Origin of the sequence: Desulfosporosinus sp. HMP52 (assembly GCF_000765145.1) — a bacterium.
GTDB lineage: Bacteria > Bacillota > Desulfitobacteriia > Desulfitobacteriales > Desulfitobacteriaceae > Desulfosporosinus.
The window spans coordinates 29,693-47,854 of sequence record NZ_JMGA01000061.1 but is presented as its reverse complement, the minus strand read 5'-3'; the positions used below and the strand labels follow the sequence as shown (position 1 = coordinate 47,854).

Here is an 18,162-nt window from a genome sequence, read left to right as displayed (position 1 = left end):
GCTAAAGGGAAAGCTTCCGTTTCTTATAACGGCAAAGTGGTTGAGACCCCAGTATACGTAAATGCTAAAGATATCTTAGCTTCTCTAGTTGAAATTGATGCTAATAACGCTCAGGAGTCAAGTGATTCTTAGCTTCAGATGGAGTTTGCCTAAGAGGAATACTTACTCCAGCTGAAGCTTAGAAGAACTTATCCAGGGACGTAGCAGCCTTTATCTCATCCTCACCGCTAAAGTTGTTCTGTGTCGTTTGCGGTTCAGCGCGTACTTTATAGAAGGCGGGAGTCTTACGGCTGGTAGTCATCGGATAAAAAGACAAAGAGAGCCCTTAATTGCAATAATTAAGGGCTCTCTTAAACACTCTTCCGCTCCAAATCCTCACCTGATTTGGTGCCCGGTTATGAAATTGTACTACAGGTAATTTTATATCCTAGTCTGTTAAAGACTTCACTCAATCACTTAGTTTAACTCTCACTTAATCACTAAAATCTAACTTACAATCTAACTTTGACAAACTTTTCGCTCTCTGGGTACTCACTAATCTCAAAAAATCTACTCTCTAATGATCTCACTAAGCTGTCTAAGCAAATCAAATCTCTTTATTCTTTATTCTCTAAACCCTGAACTCTGTTCTCTAATACTCTACTAATCTCTGCTCTCTATCTACAGCGTGTCGCTCTACCTCAAAAATACTCTGCAACCTCTAGAAGTCAATTACACATTACACTAATCTTCTAGATTTACCACTATTTCATTTAGCTCTTGCCCGTTTATTAAATACAACATATGGACTTTCCTACATTAAAGATGCATAACCCCTAAGCCAACTCTGGCATGTTCCAGCAGAGGGTGTAAGGAAGAGCGGCCATAGATCGCCACCGCAATCCATTCTGTATCTGTGGTTAACCCGATCTTCAGAGCAAAGCTGGCATTACTATTGGTATGAATAAATATGCTGTTGCTGGCTTCTAAGGTGGCATGGATAAGAGCGTGAATTTTACGATCTTCTTTGGGAATAACTCCGGTATTAAACGCTGTAGCCATCACTGAATTGGTAAGCTTTCCCGTATGTTGAAGATTGGCAACAGTTCCTCCGAGTTCCGTTACTCCACAACGCAGATTAAAGGATTCAAATAATGACCGCTTTAGTTTCTCCTCTTCTTCCCTCGTCTGCGTCATAGCTAACAGCAAAGCCGATCGCTCTAAAGAAGGTTTAGATTTTTCTGTAGGTACTGTTGCTTTCAAGTCTCTCCCCCCCTAAAAAACCAAGTTAGAACAATTTCACTGACCCATTAATGCGATTCCCAATACTTTCGGGGAGCCTGACTTAAAACAGAAAAAGCCGTCAGATATTATTAATATCATGACGGCTCCATTGCCGAATCTCTATAAACTATATTCAATATAGTACTTGAAATAGTCCTTATTGTCACTAAGTAAAAAAACCCGTTTCTGTTCTAATACTATCAAATATATCAATTTTTAGTACTATATCAGGCTATTACGCCGTTTTACTAAATAATTATAGTCTATTGCTGCCAATCTTCCGCTGTACAAGCCCCATTACCTGGGTAAACTCACTCATTTTCAAAAGCTTTGCCATGCCTGCAAAAACTAGCATCCCCACTGCCGTTCCAGTAATTAATATCAGCAGAGACCCAAATGTACTGACCCCCGTCAGTGGAGTAAACCATTCACTCCACCCCCAGATCACCATAGCCATAATAAGCGAAGCCACTAATGCTTTCACACTGGTGCCAAAAATTACCCAACCATCCATTTTCCCTAACCTCTTGCGCAGCAGATAAAACAACAACAGCATATTCACAAAGGCAGCAATGGTTGTGGCAAAAGCTAAACCTCCATGGGCCAGGGGACCAATCAATAAATACATGGCTAAAATGTTAACCGCCATAGAAATAATGCCTAGAATAACCGGAGTCCAAGTATCTTGCAGAGCATAAAAAGCCCGCGGCAAAATCTGAATAACCGCCTGTGAAGATATCCCTATGGAAAAATAAAACAGCGGGATGGCCATGGTTAATGTGTCATCTGCAGTGAACTGTCCATGCTGAAACAGAACTCGAATCAACGGAAATCGCAATACAATCATTCCTACAGAAATCGGCAGAGTAATAAAAATAACCATCCGAATTGCATTGGAAAGCGTCATCCGAAAATCATCCCAACGTTTCAGAGCCGCTTGCTCTGTCATCGTCGGAAAGGTGGCCACAGCAATCGCTAAAGCAAAAATCCCTACCGGCAGCTGGAAAAGACGGTAAGAATACCAGACTGAGGTAATGCTACCGGGGAACAACATAGATCCGAAGTTGTTGTTAACCACCACCTGAATTTGGTTTAGAGAATAACTAAGAATAATCGGCACAGCTAAAGCTCCAATCAAGCGAACACCTGAATGGCTCAAATCAATTACAGGATAATAGCGCACCCCAACCCGACGTAAAGCAGGAATCTGAACTGCAAAACTAACTAAAGCCCCAAAAACCACCCCAAAGGCAAATCCCGAAACACTCTCTGGCTTATCCGGATTTGCCAAAATCGTCCCAAAAAAGATGACAGAGGCATTATAGAGCACCGTCCCCAATGCCGACGGCCAAAAAATCTTATAAGAATTTAAAACCCCCATCGTCAAACCACTTAAAGCCATGAATAAGGGCTGTATTAAGAGAATTCGAGTTAATTTAATGGCTAAAGCCATATTCTCCGGCGCAAACCCCGGTACTACCAAATGAATAAATTGAGGCGTAAAAAATAATCCGAGTAGAACAAGTACTCCCAAAGTAAGGAAGATTATATTAATGACCGAGCTAACTACCCGCCACCCCTCGTCCTCATTACCCTTGGCAATATACTCTGAAAAGACAGGAATAAAGGCGGCACTTAAAACTCCGCCCACTAAAAGCCAATATAATAAATCCGGAAGAACAAAAGCCGTATTATAAGCATCCGTAACCCCACTCTGACCAAAAAAACCCGCCATCAAGGATTCCCTTAAAAAGCCTAAAATACGCGAAACCATTTGAGCAGCCATCAAAAACCCAGCTGCCTTCATAACCGTCCTGTTAGTCGATGACATACAAAATTAACCTCTTCTTCCCATCACTACTCGCCATCCGAATTATAGCATTTTTCTTCCTGCTAAAAAAGGTGGGAAGTAAGAATAGTCCCTTATTGCATGCAAGTGAAAAAACATCCTACTTGCCCCTAATCCAGTTAAAGCTGTAAACATTCCCGCTTGATCCACGCCTTTGCATCAAAGATGCAAACAGCCTCCCCAAAACCTCTTTCCATTCCCCGTCGAACACAAAGCCAGGAGGAAGCTTCTTAGCTGAGGGAGCACTTTAGTGGAATCGCGTCAATGAGCGCAGGCGATAAGGCGTGAAGAAACGCAACGGGACTTGTCCATGGATGGACTGATGTCGCGGTGCCCGAAGACACTGTCTTCGCACGTATTAGCCTTCTTGCAGGATGGCAAGGAGCGACACACAGCGACGGCACAGGACGTGCCTAGTGTCGAATGCGCCAAGGACGGCATGGCATTCGACCAGAAAGCCAAGAGGTTTTGCGTTTTAGCCTTATCGACAAAGGAATAGCGATGGATCACGTAAGTCTCCAGTGACGATAGTGTCCAGTGGACACTATCGCCGAAGGCGCATGCTCCATAGAGTACTCACCGCCTGAGGATGACTTACGCCGAAGGCGCAGTACCAGTGACGAATACATTCGCGCCGTAGGATGTCGCGACTACGATAGTGTCCGGTGGACACTATCGCCGAAGGCGCGCACCACAAACGAAAACTTATCGCCGTAGGATGCTAAGACGCTTCCTCCACCCACTGAGCCAAAACCTCAGCAAAAGCCTCAGCCGCCCTATTCGATTCATCTAAAGTATTATATTGATCCCCAAATTCCAGCAACAACCCGCCCTCCGAAAGATGTTGGTTGTACCTGGCATCTGCCGCATAACTAATCTTGGAAACAAAAAGCCCGGGATATTTTTTCTCGGCAATTGCCATTAATTCCTTAGCCAAAGCCTCATTCTTTTGCCAGTGGGGATTTTTCTTTCCGATAACAACCAAAATCTTGCTAGCTTCTTTCCCATCTACTTTGACCGTTGATTTTTTGAAACCCGGTGGTAAGCCATCCCGGTGAATATCGAGTAATACTTTTATTGAAGGATGATCCTTAAGTAATTGAGTTGCTGTTTTTACCGACTCACTATAGGCTTTCATAAAGTCCACCGCATCATGAATGGTTAGATCATGAACGGCACCAACTCCCTTTTTCTCAAGGGCATTTTTTAAGGTTTCTCCAACAGTGACAATATCTCCGTTTTTCCCAGGTAAGCGATCAGGACCGCCATTCCCCCCATAGCTTTCACTATTATGTGTATTATAAATACCGACAACGACTCCGAACTCCCCAGGTTTTACTGGCAATGACGGAGCGGGCAGCTCATTCTGATTAGGAGTCAGGCTTTCTATTGGTTCTAATATCGGACCCTCAAACTCAGGATCACCAGGGTTATAGGCCCATCCCAACCAAACAGGCCCTTGCGGAGGATGAGAAAAAAATCCCAAAAAAAATGTCCGCGGATCTGAAATATTTACACCAGTTAATAAAAACATACTTACCGCCAAACCCTGCTGTCTCGCTAAATTCACTCGGGCACGTTCGGGTTGAGAATACCCCGGAGCACCTTCTAACAGAATAGCCTCAAAGGGAAAGGACTGTTGAGTGAGAAACTGAACAAATTGATAGGAACCCCCGCTCCGGAGGGCATAGGCGAGTCCTAAAACAACTACTAAACTAACAACTCCTAAAAAGAACCCCCGCACCCATTCTTTAAAAGACCAAATCTTAAAGTTTTTTTTCTGACGGTGGTAAAAATCTTCCCGTAGCAAAGGACTTGTCCTCCTTCCTCTTATAGAAGAAGTATGAAGAACAAGTCCAATCTAGAACTAAAAACTTATTTTACTAAATTTAATGCACTTCTATGTTTTAACGAAGCGTTGTAGGAACAAAGCTGTCTACAATTCCAATAACTAACGAAGCAAGTAACGCTCCAATAATTGATACTGAAATATAGTTTGGAACGAGAAACTGGCTGAAGTAAATAACCACAGCGGCTGTAAGGAATCCAATAGAGCCCCGTCCGACGCGAGAAATTCTATCACCGAATAATTTTTCAGCTGCATAGCCAAGTATAGCAATTACTGCAGCAGCAATGAGCGCGCCCGTAAATCCATTTACGCGAAGTCCGGGAACAATCCAACTTACCAACATCAGAACCAAAGCCGATACAATAAACCTTACGATCATTCCTATCATTACAGACCCTCCTTTAATTACTAACACTTTTGTGTCGATCTAATACAAGGTTTAGTTTAAACAAAACAAACGCTTTTTATTTATGATCTATTAATTTCCTGTTTTTCCTTGATAAATTTACAACCTAATGTTAGAATATAGTTTGTGCAACAAAACGAAGAATATCATAACCAAAGGGGGTGACTATAAGTGCCAAACATTAAATCCGCTATCAAAAGAGTTGAGTTGGAAAAAGCTCGCACGATTAAAAATGCTGCTGCAAAATCTACATTACGGACAACCATTCGCCGTTTTGAAGAAGCAATCAGCACGGATTCCGAGACTGCAGCACTCGCTTTGAAAAGGGCTGCTCGTGCTTTGGATAAAGCCTCCTCCAAGGGTTTGATTCATAAAAACTTAGCTGCTCGCAAGAAGTCCCGTCTCACCAGAAGATTCAGCAAGCATTTTGCTCAAGTAGGCTAAACAAGCCCATGACTAAGAGGGTATCGCAAACTATTTTTAGAAGTAGTTTGCGATACCCTCTAGTTTGCTTTCTGCGATTAAAACTTGGGCCGCTAGCCTAACAAACCCTTTCAGCTAAAGCTGAACAGCCGGGCTTCGAGATTCTACCCCACCGAAATAGAATAAAGAAGACCTACTTATTGAAGTTAGAATTTTGGGATTGGTCAACTAAATTATAAATTATACTTAACTGCAAGTTCTTATTGACTTGCAGTTATTTTTTGTCATGTCAATTGTCTGATCCTCACGAGGGAACATAACTGTTTCGGCAATTAACGGAATCTTAAGAGCACGAAAATTCAACATAATTTACGCGGGAACATAAATTACATCTTTAACTTGAGGACTAAATTCGAGATAAATGAAAAGGCTATCTCCGAAGAAAGTAAATTCATCATGTTAAATGCTAACAACTCCACCGTAGGTTGTATTGTCGATGAAGTTACAGACATTGTTAAGCTAAATGACGAGCAAGTTCAGGCGACTCCCGATTTCATATGCGGAAATGGTGATAACTACATTATTGGTATAGGAAAAATAGAAGATAGAATGATTATAATCCTATCTCCCGAAAAATTATTCGCAAAAGAATTAGCTACTCTTCAAGATAGCGTTACAACTTAACAAGTGTAATTATCAAAAAGAAACTCAAGCAAAATGCATTGAGTTTCTTTTTTCTATAAATCACGGGAAAAAGCTTAACCTTATGATCATAAACATATTAGATTTCTCCTGCCGTAGTGAATAAAGGCGAGCAAATGTCGACCTTTACCCGTTTTGCGAGAGAAGACTGTATTCAAGCTAATTCTCCCTCACAAAACCTAATGATCATCATTTCCAACAACAACCCCGGATCACCGCCTCCAGTTTTCAGGGCTACATCCGTATTCAAACACTCAGCCAAACTTTGGGACAATTGCTTGGTCGATAGTTTTAAAGATTGCTGCCATATTTTTTGAGCTTCATAGGGTTTAATCCCTAACATAGCAGGAACCTCGTTGACATTCCCTCCTCGCTTACGAAGTGCGTCACAGCCAAGGAGAAGCCTAACCTGTCTAACCATTAAGGTCAAAACTTTTAAAGGATGCTCTTCCCGCAACACATCCCGCAAGGTCTTAATCGCCTTTTCAGAGGATCGCGCCGCTATTGCATCCAAAAGACTGAAAATGCTCGCTTCAATCGTTCGAGTTGAAATAGCTTGCACATCTTCCATCGATATTTTGGTACGATCTCCCACGAAAACTACCAGTTTATCTAACTCTTGGCTTAAAACTCCAGTGTGATGCCCTACCCATTCGATAAATCCCGATAAGACTTGAGTATCCATTGCTTTGCCCCGAACTTTTAACTCAGACTGAACCCAGGCCATCCATTCCTGAGGACGTTTTGGTGCACAGAACTCCAAAACGTCACCAACACGATCTAAAGCTTTATAAAATTTTCTTCCTCTATGAACACTTTCGGCAATAAAAAGCAGACAGGTCGAAGGATTAGGATCTGAAAAATACTCCATAAACGGCTCTAAATCTGCCGTTTGCCCATCTTGAAAGTAGGTTGCCTCTTCAACCACAACTAACCGCCTGGCAAAGAAAGACATTGTATTGGCACGCTCAACAATTTCCGCCGGAGACAATACTTTAGGGTCTAAGACCTCAATTCCGCCACCGGAAGGATCCATCGTTAAATAGAACGACTTAAGGACTTGAAACCCTTCCTGAATTAAAAACCGATCCTCACCATACCAAAGATAAATTGACGGAACCCGTCCCGTCTTTATGCTTTCCTTAATTTGTTCTATCTCACGCAATTCATCCACCTCTACTCCTATTATAATTGGTACGTATCCAAGAGTCCAAGGCAGAATCTTCTTCCGCTATAATTGTGCTTAAGAATTTATATACGGCAAGATTTCGGATAGTACATTAGAAAACTTGGCTAGCGCCCGAAGACACTGGCTTCGCACGTATTAAATCTTCTTGCAGTATATAACGCAAGTTTATACTTTCTGACTGTATAAAAAAAGTCCTCCACGGTAGTGGAGGAGCAAAAGAAAGAGGAGGAGAAAAGAGATGTTCCTTACTATTGTTACCCTGTATTACCTTTTTATACATTAAATACTAAATTATGAATAATTTATTTAGGTTACCTCCCCAGATATCGGCCAGGCAGGATTTCAACTCCCTGCTCCCCTATCAATACCCGAATTGTCCCATGCTCATCTGTTCGAAAGACCGGAACATGACGCTCCTCCCAATATTTCAATACGTCTTTTGCAGGATGTCCAAAAGTATTTTTGCCAACAGAAATCAATACCGCCTCCGGATCCATACTTTCTAACCAGGGAGTATATAAAGAGAAACGACTCCCATGATGGGGCACTTTAAAAATATCTGTTTCCAAGTTTGTGCCTGACTCAAAAATGTCCTGCATTTCCTCTTCTTCCATATCGGCTGTTAGCATAAAGCTTTGCTCTAGGTAATTAAGCTTAAGCACCAAAGAGTTATTATTGGGATCCGAATTAGTTCCCTCCAGAAGTCGATAGGGGCCTAAAACATCCAACCATGCTCCTGATCCTAAATTAATTTGATCCCCGGCTTGCAGCACACGCAGCTTCTCTGACTGTCGGGTTAGTCCCAGGGGAAGACCTTCTTGCCATTCTTTATTTTCGAGACGCTCACCCACAGCTGGCACCCCAACCCAACCTGTTGGAATATTAGCAAGCACTGCACGTGCTCCGCCAATATGATCTGCATCTTCGTGAGTTATTAAGAGGGCATCCAAAGATCCTATCCCTCTACGCAGTAAATAGGGAAGAACTATACGTTCACCGGCATCGAAGGTTTCACTTCGAGGTCCGGCATCTAGTAAAATCGCATGACCCTCCGGACTAAGAATTAACAAAGCATCTCCTTGCCCGACATCAATCATAGCCACTTCCAACTCTTGTTGGGCATTCCAAGGACTCCACAACAACAATAAGATCAACAGAATTCCGCCCCAATTAACCATCCACCGTTTTACATGCAGAGGACTAAAGGAGAGATTCGCCAGCCTCCGTTGCACCTCTAGGCAAAATTCCCAAGGACACCTCTCCACCAGCTTATCTGCAAGAGATCTCAACCCTCTTCTGTGGTAAACCCATCTGGCCTGTAGAGTAAAAAGCGCACGCTCTTTTCCCCACAACAGGATTCCAATCCCACCATACCAAGTAATCCAAAAAAGAGGGCCCGGGTTCAAAACCCAAACATCAGCATAAGGTAATTCTGCCAGCTTTTCTAAAATTGTATTCGTACCCTTTAACAACCATAAACCAGCTTGAAATAAAGGAGCAGACAACTCTTCAGAAAAAGAGAGGATTACACCAATCAGCCCAAGTTCCAATATGCTGCCTAAGATAAACAGGATAAAGACATTTACAATAAACCCAATTAAGGATAAGCGATGAAAGGCTGCAATTAAAAGCGGAAACGTTGCTACTTGCGCCGCTAATGTACCGGCCAAAGCAAGTCTGAACAAAGCAGGCATCTTTGCCAAAAACTTAACCTCCAGAATACGTGGTGTTAACACCACAATTCCCCAAGCTGCAGTAAAGGATAGTTGAAAACCTAGATCCTGAATAATTAAGGGATTATTTATAAATAGACCGACAGCAGCAAAAAACAACCATCTTAGGGTAGCTACTTTTCCTCGACCCAAGCGACCAAGGATCAGAGCTATCCCTAAAATAGTTGCCCTAACAATCGGAGCGTTTCCTCCACAAAGGGCGGCATACAGCAAAAGTGCCAAAACCGTTCCAACAATCCTAAATCTCTTGGGTAAGAACCAAAACAACAGCCAAGAAAACCCCAAGACAAAAGCCACATTGGAGCCTGAGGCAGCAAAAACATGAAGCACACCCGTTACCTTATACCGTTCTATGATATCATCGGGTATTTGGCTGGAATCTCCAAACAGAATTCCTTCCAAAACCCCCGTCTCTGCTGATTCCCAGGCTAAGAGCCGATCCCGAACCTGCTGACGAATCTGCCAAGTCATACTCGGCATCCCCGCAGTAAGAAGTGTCGTATCCCCCTGAGCATACATCCTTCCGCTCAGGCCTCTGACCCCATAATAAAGGCGCTGATCAAACCCCCCAGGTGTCCCTAGCGACTTGGGTCTTTCCAGATGGCCCTTAAAACTAACCATATCCCCAGACCGAATCCTTCTCCACTCGCCGGGAACCTGCCCTGCGTCGTCTAAATAAACAGCTAACTGATAAGTCTCCCCCTTTACCTCCCCTTCCTCAACTCTAATCACTCCAACAGCCTTATCTTTATAAACATTCCAATCTTTTATAAATCCGACAATCTCCACCCGATCTAAAATAAGCGGCTCCGGCAAAGTTCGCTCAGCCAAGGCCCCATAGACAAAACCCAGTATAAGACTCACTGCCAGTAGAGGTATCTCAGGACGAAACAATCGTCCAAAAAAATCACGAGGACGCCACAATATAAAGCGTCCCCCGATCAGAATAATAATCCCCAAAATCCAAAATCGCCCTTGAACCGGAACATAAGCTCCACAAATCCCTCCCATCAAGAGAGTGACGGCACGAATAATCCAAGGATCCCTCATGGCCCAACCGTCACTTGAGCAGCCATCTTCTCAAAGGTTTTGGGACCGATACCAGAAACATTCTGCAAGTCTTCAGCCCTGGCAAAGAGTCCATTCTCAGTCCGATATTGAATAATTCGTTCCGCTAAAGCCGGCCCGATACCGGACAGCTTATCCAACTCCGCCGCTCCGGCAGTGTTAATATTAATTTTGCCGTCTACCGCCATAGAAGTCCCAGTAGCTTGAGCTTGAGCTGGAGCTGGAGCGGCGGCCCCAGCGGCGTTAGCCGCGGCAGTCGCGGCAGCGGATGGAGAGCCAACACCTCCCGTCCCACTTGAATTCCCAGTTGCCGGATCAAGTGGAGCAACCACAGCCTTAAAGGGAACCGTAACCTTCTGCCCATCCTTAAGCTTTTCAGCCGGATTCATGTTCTCTAAATTTGCTTCCGGCAACAGTTGAACCTGCTTAAGAGCATCATCTAATCTGGCGTCAGGTGCTAAATGAACAAGGCCCGGGCTTTCAACTGCCCCCGCCACATAAACCACAATCTCACGACTGGAATCCGACTTTTGAACATAGGCGTAAGTACCATGAGGAAGAAAGAGCTTCCAAATCGCTATAATAACCAAGGCAACCAGCACAAACCACCATACATAGCGAAGCTTCCGTTCCATTAGACCCTTCCCCCTTGACACAATTAATCAAATCCCATTAGTTTGCTTCAATTCCTCTTTATTCCTTCTTTTTCCTGCCGCGAAAACTCATTAATCCTGTCGAACCCTAGCGTGTTGGGGGGACGGTCCTTTTAACACACACAATGTGTGTTAAAAGGACCGTCCCCCCAACACGCTTCAAGCAACCGCTATAACAACCCCGCCGCCCGAGTCGCTAGCTCACTCCGCTCCCCCCGAATCAAGCGAACTTGCCCATAAAAAGATTGTCCCGCTAGCCGAGAGGCTAGATGAGCCAATCCATTACTTTCTTTGTCCAAATAAGGATGATCAATTTGATCAGGATCACCACAGAGAACAATCTTCGTTCCCTCACCCGCACGAGTTATAATCGTCTTTACCTCATGGGCAGAAAGATTTTGAGCTTCATCAATCACGATAAATTGATTAGGAATACTCCGCCCTCGAATATAAGTGAGAACCTCAATTTCTAACTGCCTCTTCTTAATGAGCAGATCAATGGCACTCTCAATCACGGCTTCGCCGCCCTTTTCCCGCTCCTTTTCCCGTCTAGCCCGCAGTAAGAATTCAAGATTATCATAAATCGGTTGCATATAGGGCCGCACCTTCTGATCCTTTTCCCCTGGAAGAAACCCAATATCTTTACCAAAGGGAACAATTGGGCGGGCACAAAGCATTCTAATATAGGTTTCAGAATGAATCGTTTGCTCCAGACCGCTTGCTAAAGCCAGCAAAGTTTTACCGGTACCCGCCGGCCCCATTAAGTTAACCAATCTAATCTCAGGATTGTTCAGCATTTCTAAAGCCCAGGATTGTTCTAAATTTCTTGGTCTCACATCCCAGGGAGCAAAACCTTTCCCCATGTGATAGACCAGCCTTTCTCCATCCGGAGTAGATACCAGTGGCAGAACACTGTCGTCACTCAGAACCGCCTTCACGCAGCGGTTTGGAGATAACGGCGTCTTTAATGGAATGAACTTATTCTGATAAAGACCTGCAACCTCCTTATCATCAAGGGGCAAGCTTAAAATCTCCTCCGTAAGAGCCGGCAATACTACTTTGTCATTATGATAATCATCCGTTAAAATCCCTAAGGCATCAGCCTTAACCCTCATGGCAATATCTTTAGTAACCAATATCACCGGGCGTGCTTCTTCGCGGGTTATACTTAGCGACACTGCTAAGATCCGGTTATCCGCCAATCCCAAATCAGAGTTTAGGGGTAAAATATCATTGGAATAATGATTCAACTCAATTCGCACCTTACATCCGTTAGGTAAGAGCACACCTTGAGAAAGTTGACCCTTGGCTCTCAAACTGTCTAAAAAACGGATAGCTTCTCGAGCAGCCCGACCGATATTTTCCAAGATTCGTTTCTTGCTTTCTATTTCCTCCAGAACTACATAGGGAATAATCACTTCATTGTCTTGAAATCGGACGATTGCGTTAGGGTCATGCAGTAACACACTTGAATCGAGTACATATACTTTTTGCAACCTATACACCCCTTTTTGCATCCTCAACTAGCATCTCTCTGTTATTATATTCCAGTAGTTTCGAAATTCCTTACCTCCTCATTAGGAATCCAAGTCTCTCTACTACTATATTCCCAACCTTGCCAAGCATTCGCAATATTCATCAAGTACTCCGATTCCAAGTGAACTCGTTGAGCTAAAAGCTGACCATCGGGGCTTAAATAGGGATTTTCCCCGCCGAAGTAAAATATGAAACACTCACTTATAGAGCTCCAATTTGATAAATTCTAACATTGATTTGATAAAATTCTAACATTGATTTGTAAAGTTCAACTTATCCACCATGTTAACCAAGTGTTAAATATATTTAACCCCCCCTCACTTCCCAGAGATTTTTTCTGCAATAACAAAATAAGCGGCCTCCTCCACTTCAACAGTGAAAAGAGACCGCTTACTAATTTAAACACTATAAGTTTTTAAGAATTTTTAGAACTAAAACAAAATCTTACATCCCGTTAAGAACCCTTTCGGCTTGCTTGATTAAACTATCAGGGACAACCACGGATCCCCCTAAAGCTCGAACCGTAGGATGGATTCCTGCCGCAGATAGTTTCTTAAGGTAGGCTTCAGCTGCGGTTGGGAGGGTTCCCAGTTTGGGGTCAATAAGCAGAATAGGATCACCGGTCTTGGCAGCTAGGGCACTTCCGGCAACTGCATCTACATAATCAAATCCGTTTGCCAAATAAACTGTCTTTGGATTCATCGCAAACTCGTTAACCACGACACCCGTTGTATCAAAGCGGTCATTTCCCGCCAGTCGTTTAATAACAGCAGTGGGCACCAAATCTCTTATTTGGGCTTCTACCTCCGAAGAGATAATAGCAGCTCCCCCTACAATATACACTGTAGCAGGCTTATTACCAGCCAAAAATTCTTTAGTTTTAGCTGACAGAGTGCTATAAGAAGTCAGAAGTGCCGGGTACTGGTTAGACCCTACAAAGCTGGCAGAGCTCAGTGCATCAGGAAAACTTTCGCCTGATACTACAACCACAGGTGTTCCCGCTTGAACATTGGCTTTATTCACTACCGCCATACCTGTTTCATAGCGGTCATATCCACTTATTCGTTCAATGTTTCCATGTCCACCCTTAATAAGTTCTGTTTCGATGGATGAACCGATTGCCGCCGTACCACCGATAATAAGTATTTTAGTAGCTGAGTTTGAATGTTTATTAATGTAGTCAAAGGCTTCAGATGATTCCTCAACGTTAGCGCCTACCAATAAAATTGGAGCCTCAAACTTTTTGGATAAGAGACTGGCCGATAAGGCATCTGTGAAATTATGACCTGAGACTAAAATTACGCTGCTGCATTCCCCGCTGTTATACTCTTCAGCAATTATGCGGGCGGTTTTGAAGCCATCCTGACCCGCCAGGCGTGTTTCTTTAGGGATGAAGGATGTAATCAAATCCATATAGTCAAAGGAGTTATTTCCATTGACTTCCGGAATTTGAATTTCAACCGGTTTATTAATGCCTGAAGTAAGGGTATTAAAGGTCATCTTCAAACTCAAATTACCCTTTACCTCTTCAGAGGAGCTTTCTTGAGAACTTAAAGTATTCATTAATCCGTTGATCCCACCTAGATCAACTTTCAGATCAATGACTCCACTCTTCTTAACCACATACCCGTCGGCAATAGCGTATTGCAACTCAATCCCTTGATCACCTAAAATGGGAACCTTTTTCAATTCATCCATGACCTTATTAAATTGAGTTAGGAATTCTGGTTTATTGGCATCAAATTCCTCGAAGGCCTGATTGAACTCACGAATAGTTTCTTCGCCTTCGGGAAGTTGACTAAGTCCCAAAACAGATCCCATAAAATCCTTAACAAAAAGCATAGCCTCTTTGTCTTGTGTAAAATTATTAACAGTATAGCGGATAAACTCCTTTAATTGAGCGTCATTTAGCTTAACCTCATAAAGCTTTGCCGATATACGTCCATCCTTTGTCTCCACAGTTTGGCTTCCCTTAGCAACGACATTCACATCCGGATTAAAACGTTTAGAATAACTCGTTAGAAATTCTACTTGCTCGGATTGAAAATTCTTGGTAAACTCCGCAAGCTGGGTTAGATTCATAGTTGGTTGAGCAGCACCCATGTTATAGGGGTTAAGCACCATATATTCCTTCGTTGCAAATTGAGGAGGCAAGGAGGCAGTGGCCATTTGGGGGAGTTTAACTATCTCCAGGACTTTGGGCTGAGCGCCTGTCAGATCAGAATCTATCCAGACAGGTACAGTTATGTTCATCCCTTGTAAACTTAGGCCCATAGTAGCTTGAGACTTTGCCACAGTTTTCTCTTCATTAGTGATTGTTTTAACATCCACATCCAGCTTGGCATTATTCATAAATGCAGCAGCCGTATTAATTTGTTGTTGGACAGACGGATCAAAATCTGAGCCACTTAAATTAAAGGTCATGGTTGTCTGCTGCTGCAATGAGGTAACATTTTGCATTTTCATGGCAGCGTCAAAAAGAACCTGCTGATTCTGGCTGCACCCCGTTACAATAAGCAGCAGCGTTAGTAATGTTCCTACCCATGTGAATTTTTTCATTAACCTCATTTTCTTCCTCCTTCTCCAGAATCAATCATATACCTATAATACTTTCTACAAAAAAGTATGAATCCCTTCTCAGAAACAGAATTAATTAGGCACCAAACCCCTCTGGGCTTGTACCAAGAATCTTAGGCGCGTAAGATTCTTGGTACAAGCTCGAATCCGAGATTAACCATTTTGGTTTCCGCTGTAGCTGCATATTTTTCATTTTTTCAACTTCATGCACACGTTTTTTGACGACAAAGGCTGTTTTCTCATGCACAGTGTTAGAGCTTTCCCTCATCCAGGCAAAGCAGATTATTTTTAAGATATAAGCAACGCAATGGCGGAAAGTTAAAAGGACAAGTTCACCCCAAGTAAACTTGCCCTTTAAAAACAGTCTATTTTACAACAATATTAACCAGCTTGCCGGGAACCGTAATCACTTTAACAATGGTTTTTCCATCCGTCCATTCGGTAACCTTGGGCTGAGCAAGGACTAGCTTTTCCAATTCAGCAGCTGAAATATCAGCAGCTACTTGAATCCGCTCCCGCACCTTACCATTCACCTGAAGAATAACAGTCACTTCATCTTGAACCAAGGCTGCTTCATCTACTTCAGGCCAGGCTTGCAAATGAATGCTCTCTGTATGACCCAGCTCCCTCCATAACTCCTCCGTGATATGAGGAGCAATTGGAGCTAACAGAATAAGAATTCTCTCTAAGGCCTCTCGACCAACTTCAGGATTGGCCGTCGGCTGTTCCTTGTAAATATACAAAGCATTAACCCATTCCATAATAGTGCTAATTGCCGTATTAAAATTATACCGCTTCCCAATGTCAGTGGTTACCCTCTGAATAGCCAAATGAGTTTGGCGGCGCATTTCTTTGCCGGCGGCATCTAAATCAGCCCATTGGCCCGCTGAATTAGAGGATTCGGATACCTCACCGGAAGTTTTCCTTAAAAGAGGTTCGTATTGAGCAACCAGTCGCCAAATTCGATTCAGGAATCGATAACAACCTTCAACCCCTTGGTCACTCCACTCCAGATCTCTTTCAGGCGGTGCAGCGAACAGGATAAATAGTCGAGCAGTGTCTGCCCCATATTTCCCGATAATCGCCCCCGGGCTAACCACATTTCCCTTTGACTTAGACATTTTAGAGCCATTCATACAGACCATACCTTGGGTCAACAAGTTTTGGAAAGGCTCGTCCGCTTGCAAATAACCAAAATCCCTTAGGCCTTTTGTAAAGAACCGGGCGTAGAGAAGATGCAGAATCGCATGTTCTACCCCGCCCACATATTGATCCACATTCATCCACTGATTAACGGCATTTTTAGAGAATACTTCCTCATCATTACGGGGATCAGTATAGCGCAGGAAATACCAGGAGGAACAGGCGAAGGTATCCATCGTATCCGTTTCACGCCGAGCAGCACCGCCACACTTAGGGCAAGTAGTCTCGATAAAGGAAGAAGAGGTAGCCAAGGGATTTTCTCCTGATTTAAAGACCACGTCCGGCGGCAGCATGACGGGCAGCTGTTCATCAGGAACCGGTACAATTCCACAGGAATCACAATAAATCATCGGAATCGGGGCACCCCAGTAACGTTGCCGGGAGATCAGCCAATCCCGCAGTCGGAAATTAACCTTCCGCTGACCAATACCCTGACGTTCTGCCTCATCGGCGATCTTTTCCAAAGCCTCTTCGCTGCCCAGGCCATCGAAGGCATCGGAATTCACCATAACCCCTTCCCCTGAATAAACAGCTTTAGGAGCCTGATCCTTCTCTTCATGTGAACTTCCCGGTGCCGAAATAACCGTTTTGATTTCCAGGTTATACTTGGTGGCAAATTCGAAGTCCCTTTCATCATGGGCCGGCACGCCCATGACTGCACCGGTTCCATATTCAAGGAGTACATAATTAGCTATCCAAATTGGAACTTTTTTACCGCTTAGAGGATTTAAGCAATAGGCTCCGGTAAATAGTCCTTCCTTTTCCGCATCTGTTGAGGTTCGGGCAATCTCATTGAGACCCTTCATTTTCTCAATAAAGGCCACAGTATCAGGTTCATACTCTGTCCCCTTCACCAACTCCAGAACCAGTGGATGTTCAGGGGCTAAGACCACATAGCTTACCCCATAGATAGTATCAATCCTGGTGGTATATACGGAGATCTTTTCCGATCCCTCTTCTAAGGAAAACTTTAGTTCTACACCTTCAGAACGACCAATCCAGTTTCGCTGCATAGTTTTAACCTTTTCCGGCCAACCGGGCAACTTATCAAGATCTTGAAGCAAAACCTCAGCATAATCCGTAATTTTGAAAAACCACTGTTCCAGACTCTTTTTAGTGACCAGGCTGTCACACCGCTCACATCCTCCATCCACAACCTGCTCATTAGCAAGCACTGTGGCACAGGAAGGACACCAGTTAACATCGGCCTTCTTCTTATAGACCAAGCCATGCTTGTAGAACTCTAAAAACAACCACTGAGTCCATTTATAATAGCCCGGATGGCAAGTGGCTACTTCCCGATCCCAATCGTAGGAAATCCCCATTTCTTGAAGCTGGCGCCGCATATTAGCTATGTTCTTCCAGGTCCAATCCGCAGGAGGAGTCTGGTTCTTAATGGCAGCATTTTCTGCCGGCAAACCAAAGGCATCCCAGCCGATGGGATGAAGAACATTATGTCCCGTCATTCTTTTATAGCGAGCAATTACATCTGCGATAGAATAATTGCGTACATGCCCCATGTGTAAATCTCCCGAAGGATAAGGAAACATAGCCAAAGCATAGTATTTTGGCTTTGTAGAATTTTCCTCAGTTCGATAGGCTTTGCTTTCCACCCATTCTTTCTGCCACTTCGATTCAATCTCAGGAAACGAATACCTCTCTTGCATAAAACTTTCCCCCTTAGAAAAATAAGTTCCCATATATTCTCTCT

General features: G+C 43.5%; 12 protein-coding genes and 1 pseudogene. 3 read left to right on the top strand and 10 right to left on the bottom strand.

Annotated features, from left to right (window positions below; all coding sequences use genetic code 11):
* A pseudogene (locus DP73_RS24065) lies at positions 1–132 on the top strand (CoA ester lyase); the annotation flags it as partial.
* Positions 133–798: 666 nt separating this feature from the next.
* Here DP73_RS24065 and DP73_RS19915 read toward each other — a convergent pair.
* The 4 genes from DP73_RS19915 to DP73_RS19900 form a co-directional block, all read right to left on the bottom strand.
* Positions 799–1,242, bottom strand: coding sequence for a HutP family protein (locus DP73_RS19915; RefSeq protein ID WP_034602005.1), 444 nt, complete (start codon positions 1,240–1,242; stop codon positions 799–801).
* Positions 1,243–1,519: 277 nt separating this feature from the next.
* Complete coding sequence (gene murJ, locus DP73_RS19910; protein ID WP_034602004.1) at positions 1,520–3,094, bottom strand: murein biosynthesis integral membrane protein MurJ; 1,575 nt, start codon at positions 3,092–3,094, stop codon at positions 1,520–1,522.
* A 739-nt stretch (positions 3,095–3,833) separates the two neighbouring features.
* Positions 3,834–4,922 (bottom strand): stage II sporulation protein P, encoded by a 1,089-nt coding sequence (locus tag DP73_RS19905; protein ID WP_034602002.1) that lies wholly within the window; start codon positions 4,920–4,922, stop codon positions 3,834–3,836.
* Between the two features lie 97 nt (positions 4,923–5,019).
* Positions 5,020–5,349 carry a phage holin family protein gene (locus DP73_RS19900; protein WP_034602001.1) on the bottom strand — a complete coding sequence of 110 codons (330 nt, stop codon included), beginning with the start codon at positions 5,347–5,349 and terminating at the stop codon, positions 5,020–5,022.
* Between the two features lie 189 nt (positions 5,350–5,538).
* Between DP73_RS19900 and rpsT the strand changes: the two genes are divergently transcribed.
* Entirely contained in the window at positions 5,539–5,811 is a 273-nt protein-coding gene (gene rpsT, locus DP73_RS19895) for a 30S ribosomal protein S20 (protein ID WP_014904765.1), read from the top strand.
* A 378-nt stretch (positions 5,812–6,189) separates the two neighbouring features.
* Positions 6,190–6,474 (top strand): chemotaxis protein CheW, encoded by a 285-nt coding sequence (locus DP73_RS22840; protein ID WP_242865807.1) that lies wholly within the window; start codon positions 6,190–6,192, stop codon positions 6,472–6,474.
* 172 nt (positions 6,475–6,646) lie between these two features.
* On the opposite strand, the gene holA is transcribed toward DP73_RS22840, so the two are convergent.
* The 6 genes from holA to leuS all read right to left on the bottom strand — a co-directional run bounded on the left by holA (position 6,647) and on the right by leuS (position 18,118).
* Positions 6,647–7,657 carry a DNA polymerase III subunit delta gene (holA, locus tag DP73_RS19885; RefSeq protein ID WP_034602009.1) on the bottom strand — a complete coding sequence of 337 codons (1,011 nt, stop codon included), beginning with the start codon at positions 7,655–7,657 and terminating at the stop codon, positions 6,647–6,649.
* A 335-nt stretch (positions 7,658–7,992) separates the two neighbouring features.
* The gene (locus tag DP73_RS19875) at positions 7,993–10,464 is read right to left on the bottom strand and encodes a ComEC/Rec2 family competence protein (protein ID WP_034601999.1); all 2,472 of its coding nucleotides are present in this window, start codon (positions 10,462–10,464) and stop codon (positions 7,993–7,995) included.
* The gene (locus DP73_RS19870; RefSeq protein WP_052090902.1) at positions 10,461–11,117 is read right to left on the bottom strand and encodes a helix-hairpin-helix domain-containing protein; all 657 of its coding nucleotides are present in this window, start codon (positions 11,115–11,117) and stop codon (positions 10,461–10,463) included. The genes DP73_RS19875 and DP73_RS19870 overlap by 4 nt, the downstream gene beginning before the upstream one ends.
* Before the next feature lie 188 nt (positions 11,118–11,305).
* On the bottom strand, positions 11,306–12,631 hold the full coding sequence (locus DP73_RS19865) for a PhoH family protein (RefSeq protein ID WP_034601997.1): 1,326 nt from the start codon (positions 12,629–12,631) through the stop codon (positions 11,306–11,308).
* Positions 12,632–13,115: 484 nt separating this feature from the next.
* Positions 13,116–15,239, bottom strand: a complete 2,124-nt coding sequence (locus tag DP73_RS19860; protein ID WP_034601996.1) for a cell wall-binding repeat-containing protein — start codon at positions 15,237–15,239, stop codon at positions 13,116–13,118.
* A gap of 374 nt (positions 15,240–15,613) precedes the next feature.
* Complete coding sequence (gene leuS, locus DP73_RS19855) at positions 15,614–18,118, bottom strand: leucine--tRNA ligase (protein ID WP_034601995.1); 2,505 nt, start codon at positions 18,116–18,118, stop codon at positions 15,614–15,616.
* Between the last annotated feature and the right edge of the window lie 44 nt (positions 18,119–18,162).